The 8,747-nt window shown below is 46.6% G+C and carries 19 protein-coding genes; all 19 read right to left on the minus strand.

The annotated features are described in order from the left end of the window. Positions 1-19 precede the first annotated feature (19 nt). A complete protein-coding gene (gene rplR / locus HMPREF9412_RS00235; protein ID WP_009589217.1) occupies positions 20-388 on the minus strand; it encodes a 50S ribosomal protein L18 in 369 nt (122 codons plus the stop codon). Positions 389-500: 112 nt separating this feature from the next. Beyond that, positions 501-1,043, minus strand: a complete 543-nt coding sequence (gene rplF, locus HMPREF9412_RS00240) for a 50S ribosomal protein L6 (RefSeq protein WP_009589224.1) — start codon at positions 1,041-1,043, stop codon at positions 501-503. A gap of 29 nt (positions 1,044-1,072) precedes the next feature. Further along, positions 1,073-1,471 carry a 30S ribosomal protein S8 gene (rpsH, locus tag HMPREF9412_RS00245; protein WP_009589201.1) on the minus strand — a complete coding sequence of 133 codons (399 nt, stop codon included), beginning with the start codon at positions 1,469-1,471 and terminating at the stop codon, positions 1,073-1,075. 33 nt (positions 1,472-1,504) lie between these two features. Then, positions 1,505-1,690 (minus strand): type Z 30S ribosomal protein S14, encoded by a 186-nt coding sequence (locus tag HMPREF9412_RS31895; protein WP_013312154.1) that lies wholly within the window; start codon positions 1,688-1,690, stop codon positions 1,505-1,507. A gap of 46 nt (positions 1,691-1,736) precedes the next feature. Further along, positions 1,737-2,279 (minus strand): 50S ribosomal protein L5, encoded by a 543-nt coding sequence (gene rplE, locus HMPREF9412_RS00250; RefSeq protein ID WP_007132558.1) that lies wholly within the window; start codon positions 2,277-2,279, stop codon positions 1,737-1,739. 28 nt (positions 2,280-2,307) lie between these two features. Then, entirely contained in the window at positions 2,308-2,664 is a 357-nt protein-coding gene (rplX, locus tag HMPREF9412_RS00255) for a 50S ribosomal protein L24 (protein ID WP_006212910.1), read from the minus strand. A 77-nt stretch (positions 2,665-2,741) separates the two neighbouring features. Beyond that, positions 2,742-3,110 carry a 50S ribosomal protein L14 gene (rplN, locus tag HMPREF9412_RS00260; RefSeq protein WP_006212911.1) on the minus strand — a complete coding sequence of 123 codons (369 nt, stop codon included), beginning with the start codon at positions 3,108-3,110 and terminating at the stop codon, positions 2,742-2,744. Positions 3,111-3,146: 36 nt separating this feature from the next. Next, positions 3,147-3,413, minus strand: coding sequence for a 30S ribosomal protein S17 (gene rpsQ / locus HMPREF9412_RS00265; protein WP_009589223.1), 267 nt, complete (start codon positions 3,411-3,413; stop codon positions 3,147-3,149). A 44-nt stretch (positions 3,414-3,457) separates the two neighbouring features. After that, complete coding sequence (rpmC, locus tag HMPREF9412_RS00270; RefSeq protein WP_007132561.1) at positions 3,458-3,655, minus strand: 50S ribosomal protein L29; 198 nt, start codon at positions 3,653-3,655, stop codon at positions 3,458-3,460. Next, positions 3,645-4,079, minus strand: a complete 435-nt coding sequence (gene rplP / locus HMPREF9412_RS00275) for a 50S ribosomal protein L16 (protein ID WP_009589221.1) — start codon at positions 4,077-4,079, stop codon at positions 3,645-3,647. Before rplP ends, rpmC begins: the two co-directional genes overlap by 11 nt. A 2-nt stretch (positions 4,080-4,081) precedes the next feature. Next, positions 4,082-4,747 (minus strand): 30S ribosomal protein S3, encoded by a 666-nt coding sequence (gene rpsC, locus HMPREF9412_RS00280; protein ID WP_006212915.1) that lies wholly within the window; start codon positions 4,745-4,747, stop codon positions 4,082-4,084. Positions 4,748-4,760: 13 nt separating this feature from the next. Then, a complete protein-coding gene (gene rplV, locus HMPREF9412_RS00285; protein ID WP_015737624.1) occupies positions 4,761-5,093 on the minus strand; it encodes a 50S ribosomal protein L22 in 333 nt (110 codons plus the stop codon). 36 nt (positions 5,094-5,129) lie between these two features. Then, complete coding sequence (gene rpsS, locus HMPREF9412_RS00290) at positions 5,130-5,405, minus strand: 30S ribosomal protein S19 (RefSeq protein ID WP_006212917.1); 276 nt, start codon at positions 5,403-5,405, stop codon at positions 5,130-5,132. Between the two features lie 73 nt (positions 5,406-5,478). Next, entirely contained in the window at positions 5,479-6,309 is an 831-nt protein-coding gene (gene rplB / locus HMPREF9412_RS00295) for a 50S ribosomal protein L2 (RefSeq protein WP_009589218.1), read from the minus strand. A 29-nt stretch (positions 6,310-6,338) separates the two neighbouring features. Then, on the minus strand, positions 6,339-6,632 hold the full coding sequence (gene rplW / locus HMPREF9412_RS00300; protein WP_006212919.1) for a 50S ribosomal protein L23: 294 nt from the start codon (positions 6,630-6,632) through the stop codon (positions 6,339-6,341). Further along, on the minus strand, positions 6,632-7,255 hold the full coding sequence (gene rplD / locus HMPREF9412_RS00305) for a 50S ribosomal protein L4 (RefSeq protein ID WP_009589231.1): 624 nt from the start codon (positions 7,253-7,255) through the stop codon (positions 6,632-6,634). Before rplD ends, rplW begins: the two co-directional genes overlap by 1 nt. 26 nt (positions 7,256-7,281) lie before the next feature. Next, positions 7,282-7,905: a 50S ribosomal protein L3 gene (gene rplC / locus HMPREF9412_RS00310; RefSeq protein ID WP_009589211.1), complete on the minus strand. Its 624-nt coding sequence runs from the start codon at positions 7,903-7,905 to the stop codon at positions 7,282-7,284. A gap of 41 nt (positions 7,906-7,946) precedes the next feature. Further along, entirely contained in the window at positions 7,947-8,255 is a 309-nt protein-coding gene (rpsJ, locus tag HMPREF9412_RS00315; protein ID WP_009589214.1) for a 30S ribosomal protein S10, read from the minus strand. Between the two features lie 192 nt (positions 8,256-8,447). Then, a partial coding sequence (locus HMPREF9412_RS00320) for a hypothetical protein (protein WP_217492354.1) occupies positions 8,448-8,747 on the minus strand: 300 nt, incomplete at its 5' end.

Raw genomic sequence — 8,747 nt, forward strand, 5'->3', positions numbered from 1 at the left:
ACCTCCTTTTGAAAATATCTTAGAATTCAAGGCCTGCTTCGCGAGCTGCCTCTGCAAGTGCTTGAATACGTCCATGGTACAAATATCCACCACGATCGAATACGATCGATTTATAACCTTTGTCTGCTGCGCGTTTTGCAACGAGTTCGCCGACTTTACGAGCGGATTCAACGCTTCCGCCGTTCTTGATGTCGTTAACCAGTTCTTTGTCCAGCGTAGAAGCTGATGCCAAAGTCACGCCAGCCACGTCATCGATCAATTGAGCATAAATGTGTTTCGAAGAACGGAACACGTTCAAACGTGGACGTTCTGCAGTGCCTTGGATTTTCTTGCGGACACGCAGGTGTCTTTTCAGACGAGCTTTGTTCTTGTCTTGTTTCGTGATCATGCTTCCATTTCCTCCCTTCAGTTTTGCCTTAAGAGCTTCACTTTTAGACGCATCGGGTAAGTATGGGAGAAGAGGCAAGTTATCCACCAGGTGAACCCCCAGTCAGCTAACCTTACTTCTTCTTACCAGCTTTACCTTCCTTACGGATAATGCGTTCACCTTCGTATTTAATCCCTTTACCTTTATAAGGCTCAGGCTCACGTACGGAACGGATCTTAGCAGCGTATGCACCAACGCGCTCTTTATCGATACCGCGAACGGTGATTTTTGTGTTTGACGGTACATCGAATTCGATGCCAGCTTCCGGTGTAATTTCAACTGGGTGGGAGTAACCCACGTTCAGAACGATTTTATCTCCGGTTTTGCTTGCACGGTACCCGACACCCACCAACTCAAGGTTTTTCGAGAATCCTTCAGTTACACCGTTGACCATATTCGAGACAACGCTGCGGGTCGTGCCGTGAAGAGAGCGATGTGTTTTGTTGTCGGAAGGACGAACAACATTGATCTCGTTGTTTTCTACTGTAATTTGCATGTCTTTATGCAATTCACGAGTCAAGGTACCTTTAGGTCCTTTTACAGTGATTACAGTGTTATCCAGTGTGACTTCCACACCGTTAGGAATAGCAATTGGTTTACGACCAATACGGGACATTCATTACACCTCCTATCTTGTGACGTTGATTACCATACGTAGCAGAGAACTTCTCCGCCAGCTTTGGATTGACGAGCTTCTTTGTCGGTCATAACTCCCTTAGACGTGGAGATGATCGCAATACCCAAACCACCAAGTACGCGAGGTACTTCGTTGCTCTTCGTGTAAACGCGAAGACCTGGTTTGCTGATTCTTTTCAGACCTGTGATTACGCGCTCGTTGTTGGAACCATATTTCAGGAATACACGAATGATCCCTTGTTTATTGTCTTCCACAAACTCTGCATCACGGATGAAGCCTTCACGCTTCAAGATGTCAGCGATTTGTTTTTTCATCGTCGAAGCAGGCATTTCTACTGTTTCGTGGCGAACCGTGTTCGCGTTACGAATACGAGTTAGCATATCTGCAATTGGATCGGACATAGTCATGTAGGATAAACCTCCTTCCCGTTTATAAACTTCTTACCAGCTTGCTTTTTTCACGCCAGGAATCTGGCCTTTATAAGCTAATTCACGGAAACAAATTCTGCAAATTTTAAACTTCTGCAGTACCGAATGTGGGCGACCACAACGTTCACAACGGGTATATGCCCGTACTTTAAATTTCGGTGTACGTTGTTGTTTAACTTTCATCGAAGTTTTTGCCACTTAGCCTGACACCTCCTAAATAGTTTCGGAGAAAAGGACAACCGTCTTATTTCGCGAAAGGCATGCCCAGTTGAGCAAGCAGTTCACGGGATTCTTCGTCGGTTTTGGCAGTCGTTACGATAACGATGTCCATACCGCGAACCTTATCCACTTTGTCATACTCAATTTCAGGGAAAATGAGCTGCTCTTTCAGACCGAGCGTATAGTTACCGCGTCCGTCAAATGCTTTGGTGGACACGCCTTGGAAGTCACGTACACGTGGGAGTGTAACGTTGAACAGCTTGTCGAGGAAGTAGTACATACGCTCACCGCGCAGCGTTACCTTCACACCGATTGGCATGTTCTCACGCAGTTTGAATCCCGCGATGGATTTCTTTGCACGGGTGATAACCGGTTTTTGACCAGCAATCAGCTGCATGTCGTTCACAGCGGAATCAAGCACTTTCGAGTTGGCTACAGCGTCACCCACACCCATGTTGATGACAACCTTCTCGATTTTTGGTACTTGCATTACTGTCTTATAGCTAAACTTCTGCATCAGAGCAGGAGTTACTTCGTTCAAAAAACGCTCTTTCATTCTTGCTGCCATGATTCAAGGACCTCCTTTCTAAACCGTCTTATTTATCGATAACTTCTCCGGATCTTTTAGCTACGCGAACTTTTTTACCGTTGTCCAGTACTTTGTAACCGATACGAGTTACTTTTCCGCTCTTCGGATCAACGTGCATAACGTTCGATACATGGATCGGAGCTTCCTTCTCGATGATACCGCCTTGTGGGTTCATTTGGTTTGGCTTCTGGTGCTTCTTGATCATGTTCACACCTTCAACCAAAACACGATTTTCACGAGGGTACGCTGCGATGACACGGCCTTTTTTGCCTTTGTCTTTACCGCTGATGACGATAACCGTATCATCTTTTTTCACGTGCAGTTTGTTGCTATGGGATTCCAGAACTTTTTTCACTTTAGGCATTCGTTACACCTCCTATGACTAGCCAGTTCAACTATTTATCGGGTTCCCGAAAAGTTACGTCACTTTTTGGGGTGTTATTAGATTACTTCCGGAGCCAAGGAAACGATTTTCATGTAGTCTCTTTCGCGAAGTTCGCGAGCAACTGGTCCGAAAATACGAGTTCCGCGTGGGCTTCTGTCGTCTTTAACAACAACAGCTGCATTCTCGTCAAATGAGATGTAAGATCCGTCTTTACGACGTACAGAACGCTTCGTGCGAACGACTACCGCTCTTACTACATCACCCTTTTTGACAACGCCGCCTGGTGTTGCTTGTTTGACGGAACATACGATCAAATCACCGATTTGAGCTGTACGACGACCAGTACCACCCAATACGCGGATACACATCAGTTCCTTCGCACCGGAGTTGTCAGCAACAGCTAAACGTGTAAATGGTTGAATCATTTAAATTTCCTCCTTCCATCAAAAACTGATCATATCTTAGATGATAACCGCTTTTTCAACCACTTCTACCAGTCTCCAGCGCTTGTCTTTGGAGAGAGGACGAGTTTCCATGATTTTAACGGTATCTCCGATTTGAGCTTGATTGTTCTCATCATGCGCTTTAAATTTTTTCGTGTATTTAATGCGTTTGTGATACAAGTCATGCTTCTTATAAGTTTCAACAGCTACAACAATGGTTTTATCCATTTTATCGCTGACAACTTTACCGATTTGCACTTTACGAGCATTGCGTTCTTCGCTCATTTGTTAGCCTCCTTCCTGAATACAGAACATGACGTTCCATTTCATTAACTAATCCCAAGTTCTCTTTCACGGATAACGGTTTTAGCACGAGCTATTTCTTTGCGAACGTCACGGATCCGAGTCGGGTTATCAAGCTGGCCAGTGGCCAATTGAAAACGGAGGTTAAAGAGTTCCTCTTTAAATCCGGCGATTTTTTGCTCGATTTCTGCAGTGGTTAAGTTGCGCAGTTCATTAGCTTTCATTTGCTTCACCACCCACTTCTTCTCGTTTCACAAACTTCGTTTTTACAGGCAGCTTGTGAGCGGCGAGACGCATCGCTTCGCGGGCGATTTCCTCGGACACGCCTCCAAGTTCAAACATGATCTTGCCTGGTTTTACAACGGCAACCCATTTCTCAACGTTACCTTTACCGCTACCCATCCGCACTTCGAGAGGCTTTTGAGTAATCGGCTTATCTGGGAAAATCTTGATCCATACTTTACCGCCACGACGGATGTAACGAGTCATCGCGATACGAGCAGCTTCGATCTGACGGTTCGTGATCCAGCCTGGTTCTGTAGCTTGCAGACCGAATTCGCCGAAGTTCAGTTCAGTACCGCCTTTCGCTTGGCCTCTCATATGGCCGCGCTGTTGTTTGCGGTGTTTTACACGTTTTGGTACCAACATGATTAGTTGCCTCCTTCCTGAGCAGCTTGTTTCTTAGCCGTAGGAAGAACCTCTCCACGATAGATCCATACTTTCACGCCGATACGGCCGTAAGTCGTATGCGCTTCTGCTGTACCATAGTCGATGTCTGCACGAAGCGTATGAAGTGGAACAGTTCCTTCACTGTAGCCTTCCGTACGAGCAATCTCGGCTCCGCCAAGACGTCCGCTGACCGATGTTTTAATCCCTTTCGCTCCAGAGCGCATAGTTCTTTGAATCGCTTGTTTCAGTGCACGACGGAAAGATACACGACGTTCCAGCTGTTGTGCAATGCTTTCAGCAACAAGAATTGCGTCCAGTTCAGGGTTTTTGATTTCAGAAATGTTGATGTGAACTTTTTTACCGCCGGCGATTTTAGTCACTTGCCCGCGCAGTACTTCTACTTCGGAACCACCTTTACCGATAACCATACCTGGCTTCGCAGTGTGGATCGTCACGTTCACACGATTAGCCGCTCTCTCGATTTCGATACGGGATACAGCGGAGTCTTTCAATTTATTTTTCAGGTATTCACGGATTTTCACGTCTTCCAGCAAAAGATCACCGAAATCTTTGCCTGCATACCATTTGGATTCCCAATCACGGATAATACCGATACGGAGTCCTACTGGATTTACCTTTTGGCCCACACGTTTTCCCTCCTTATTTTTCAGCTACCACCAAAGTAATGTGGCTGGTGCGTTTATTGATCCGGCTTGCACGTCCCATCGCACGAGGGCGGAAACGTTTCATAGTCGGTCCCTGGTTGACATAAGCTTGCGTCACAACCAATTTAGTTACATCCAAAGAGTAGTTATGCTCAGCGTTTGCGATAGCCGAGTTCAAAAGCTTCTCAACAACCGGAGATGCAGCTTTCGGAGTGTGACGAAGAATTGCGATCGCTTCGCCCACTTGCTTACCGCGGATCAAGTCAACAACGAGTTGAGCTTTACGAGGAGCAATACGAATCGATCTAGCATGTGCTTTTGCTTCCATATGTTTAACCTCCTCTCAAACAAAGAGCTTCGTTAATTATCTTCTTGTTTTCTTATCGTCTTCATGACCTTTGTAAGTACGGGTTGGAGCGAACTCACCCAACTTGTGTCCTACCATGTCCTCAGTTACATATACAGGTACATGTTTACGGCCATCGTATACACCGAACGTGTGACCGATAAATTGCGGGAAAATAGTGGAGCGGCGGGACCAGGTTTTGATCACAGCCTTTTTGCTTGCGGCGTTCATATCCTCCACTTTTTTGAGCAGATATCCGTCAATAAAAGGTCCTTTTTTCAAACTACGGCTCATATTGAAATCCTCCCTTCATCAAATTGTCTCGTTACCTTCGGGCCTGACACGAAGTTATGCACTTAAGCGCGCATTACTTCGTGCGGCGGCGAACGATATATTTGTCAGAAGCTTTGCCTTTTTTACGAGTCTTGGCACCAAGGGTTGGTTTACCCCATGGAGACATAGGAGACTTACGTCCGATTGGAGCGCGGCCTTCACCACCACCGTGAGGGTGATCGTTAGGGTTCATGACGACACCGCGTACTTCAGGACGTTGTCCGAGCCAGCGGCTGCGGCCTGCTTTACCGATTTTGATCAACTCATGGTCTTGGTTACCCACAGAACCGATGGTTGCACGGCAAACTTTCAGGATGCGGCGAACTTCACCGGAAGAAAGACGAACCGTTACGTACTTGTCTTCTTTACCGAGAAGCTGAGCTTCTGTACCAGCAGCACGAACCAATTGTCCGCCTTTGCCTGGTTTCAATTCGATGTTGTGGATAACTGTACCTACTGGAATGTTTTCCAGAGGAAGCGCGTTACCGATCTTGATGTCAGCACCTACTCCAGATACTACTTGGTCTCCAACTTTCAGACCTTTAGGAGCGATGATATAACGCTTTTCACCATCTACATAGTGAATCAGAGCGATGTTGGAAGTACGGTTCGGGTCGTATTCGATTGTAGCAACGCGACCTGGAATGCCATCTTTATTCCGTTTGAAGTCGATGATACGGTATTTACGTTTGTGTCCGCCGCCATGGTGACGAACCGTAATTTTACCTTGGTTGTTGCGGCCAGCCGTTTTGCTCAGTGGAGCCAGCAACGATTTCTCCGGCTGATTCGTGGTGATTTCTTCGAAAGTCGACACGGACATGTTGCGTCGAGCCGGGGATGTCGGTTTATACTTTTTAATAGGCACTGAATTTTCCCTCCTTACTTAAGAAATTCTTATTCAACCGATTCAAAGAACTCGAGCGGTTTGCTGTCTGGTGCCAAAGTCACGATTGCCTTTTTCCATTCGGTTGTGTAACCGGAATAACGGCCGTAACGCTTTGGTTTAGCAGGAACACGCATCGTATTCACGTTCGATACTTTTACTTTAAAAATAGATTCGACAGCTTGCTTGATCTCGGTCTTGTTAGCACGGATATCCACTTCAAAAGCATATTTCAGCTCTGCCATGTAGTCAGCCGTACGTTCCGTGATCACCGGGCGCTTGATTATATCGCGTGGGTCTTTCATTACGCGAGCACCTCCTCTACCTTCTGAACTGCTTCCTTCGTAATGATCAGTTGATCGTACGACAGTACGTCAAGAACATTAATGCCGTCAGCCGCTACGAATTTCACACCAGGAATATTGCGTGCGGAAAGGGCTACATTATCATCATAGCTTGGAGCAACGATCAGAGCTTTACGGCCTACTTTCAGGTTGCTAAGGATGTTAGCAAACTCTTTCGTTTTCGGCGTGTTCAGCGTCAGTTGATCCAATACGATAATTGCGTTGTCAATCACTTTGGAAGACAAAGCGGATTTGATAGCCAAACGACGAACTTTCTTAGGAAGTTTAAACGTGTAGCTGCGCGGAGTCGGTCCAAATACCACGCCGCCGCCTTTCCATTGTGGAGAACGGATCGAACCTTGACGAGCACGGCCGGTACCTTTTTGTTTCCAAGGCTTACGTCCGCCGCCGCGTACTTCAGAACGTCCTTTTACTTTGTGGGTACCACGACGAAGGGAAGCGCGCTGCAGCAATACTGCGCTGTGCAGTACGTGTGCGTTCGGCTCGATGCCGAATACAGCTTCATTCAATTCTACTTCGCCAACCTGGCTACCGCTGACATTATAAAGTGCTACTTTAGGCATTGTTTGTTCCTCCTTTCTTTAGGCGATTATTTCTTCACCGTTTCTTTGATTTGAACGAAACCTTTTTTAGGTCCTGGAATGGAGCCTTTAACAAGGATTACGTTACGCTCTGCGTCGACTTTAACAACTTCGAGCTTTTGGATCGTAACTGTCTCATTGCCCATGTGACCTGGCAGACGCTTTCCTTTAGGAACACGGTTTGCCTGGATCGAACCCATGGAACCTGGTCTACGGTGATAACGGGAACCGTGAGACATTGGTCCGCGGCTTTGGCCCCAACGCTTGATTACGCCTTGGAATCCTTTACCTTTGGAAATACCCGTTACGTCAACAAATTCGCCTTCTGCGAAGACATCAGCCTTCAGCTCTTGTCCAACCTCGACACTCGCGAGGTCAACACCGCGAATTTCGCGAACGTAGCGCTTAGGCGCAGTGTTTGCTTTTTTCGCATGGCCTGCTTCTGGTTTGTTAGATCTGTTCTCTTTCTTATCGGAGAAACCAACTTGGATCGCTTCGTATCCGTCGTTTTCCAGATCTTTCTTTTGAAGAACAACACAAGGACCTGCTTCGATAACCGTTACAGGAATTACAACACCCTCAGGGGTAAATACTTGAGTCATTCCGAGCTTTCTACCTAAGATACCTTTCATGTTGACACCTCTTTTCTCTTCTCTAATTCGTTATGCAATGCTTACAGTTTGATTTCGATATCTACACCGGACGGCAGGTCCAAGCGCATCAAGGCATCCACAGTTTGTGGAGTCGGGTTCACGATGTCGATCAAGCGTTTATGTGTACGCATTTCGAACTGTTCCCGAGAATCCTTATACTTGTGCACCGCACGGAGAATGGTAATTACTTGTTTCTCAGTTGGAAGCGGGATCGGACCGGATACACCAGCACCCGAACGTTTTGCTGTCTCAACAATTTTCTCAGCGGATTGATCAAGAACTCTGTGGTCGTATGCTTTCAAGCGAATACGAATTTTTTGCTTTGCCATTTTATTCCCTCCTTCTATCGCCCAATTTGGTATCGGACATACTCCGCGAAAATTTTCCAACCACCCACCTCATGGCAAAGGGGCCGGGTGTGTCGGTAACCTCTCACATCATCGCAACGTCGCAGAACAACATTCACTATTATATATAAAAGATAGGCGCATTGCAAGCACTAATTCATATTTGATATGTATTTACATTCGCTCCGTGCTTTCCTTGAAATTTCCGGCAGAAACCGCAGCTTCGGACGTGGCTTCCCGGATGCTTCCGATCGTCATGGAGAGCAGCTTCATTTCTTTCTCCGCGCTCATCATTCGATCTGCACTGGACTGTACGGACATCAGAATGCTGGAGAACAGCTTGCTGGATTCCTCGGATTGTCTCTTCCCTTGCTTCGTCAGCTGTTGAACCTGATTAATAGATTCTACCACTTCCGCCGTGATGGCTCTCGACTTGGATACGATACCGGCAATTCGGTTCACGGTCGTCCTCGT

This window comes from Paenibacillus sp. HGF5 (genome assembly GCF_000204455.1).
GTDB lineage: Bacteria > Bacillota > Bacilli > Paenibacillales > Paenibacillaceae > Paenibacillus_AQ > Paenibacillus_AQ lautus_A.

What these genes read in the sequence shown, in the direction of transcription:
- rplR (WP_009589217.1), bottom strand. Translation starts at nt 388, where the DNA reads ATGATCACGAAACAAGACAAGAACAAAGCTCGTCTGAAAAGACACCTG.
- rplF (WP_009589224.1), bottom strand. Translation starts at nt 1,043, where the DNA reads ATGTCCCGTATTGGTCGTAAACCAATTGCTATTCCTAACGGTGTGGAA.
- rpsH (WP_009589201.1), bottom strand. Translation starts at nt 1,471, where the DNA reads ATGACTATGTCCGATCCAATTGCAGATATGCTAACTCGTATTCGTAAC.
- rplE (WP_007132558.1), bottom strand. Translation starts at nt 2,279, where the DNA reads ATGGCAGCAAGAATGAAAGAGCGTTTTTTGAACGAAGTAACTCCTGCT.
- rplX (WP_006212910.1), bottom strand. Translation starts at nt 2,664, where the DNA reads ATGCCTAAAGTGAAAAAAGTTCTGGAATCCCATAGCAACAAACTGCAC.
- rplN (WP_006212911.1), bottom strand. Translation starts at nt 3,110, where the DNA reads ATGATTCAACCATTTACACGTTTAGCTGTTGCTGACAACTCCGGTGCG.
- rpsQ (WP_009589223.1), bottom strand. Translation starts at nt 3,413, where the DNA reads ATGAGCGAAGAACGCAATGCTCGTAAAGTGCAAATCGGTAAAGTTGTC.
- rpmC (WP_007132561.1), bottom strand. Translation starts at nt 3,655, where the DNA reads ATGAAAGCTAATGAACTGCGCAACTTAACCACTGCAGAAATCGAGCAA.
- rplP (WP_009589221.1), bottom strand. Translation starts at nt 4,079, where the DNA reads ATGTTGGTACCAAAACGTGTAAAACACCGCAAACAACAGCGCGGCCAT.
- rplV (WP_015737624.1), bottom strand. Translation starts at nt 5,093, where the DNA reads ATGGAAGCAAAAGCACATGCTAGATCGATTCGTATTGCTCCTCGTAAA.
- rpsS (WP_006212917.1), bottom strand. Translation starts at nt 5,405, where the DNA reads ATGAGCCGTAGTTTGAAAAAAGGACCTTTTATTGACGGATATCTGCTC.
- rplW (WP_006212919.1), bottom strand. Translation starts at nt 6,632, where the DNA reads ATGAAAGACCCACGCGATATAATCAAGCGCCCGGTGATCACGGAACGT.
- rplD (WP_009589231.1), bottom strand. Translation starts at nt 7,255, where the DNA reads ATGCCTAAAGTAGCACTTTATAATGTCAGCGGTAGCCAGGTTGGCGAA.
- rplC (WP_009589211.1), bottom strand. Translation starts at nt 7,905, where the DNA reads ATGAAAGGTATCTTAGGTAGAAAGCTCGGAATGACTCAAGTATTTACC.
- rpsJ (WP_009589214.1), bottom strand. Translation starts at nt 8,255, where the DNA reads ATGGCAAAGCAAAAAATTCGTATTCGCTTGAAAGCATACGACCACAGA.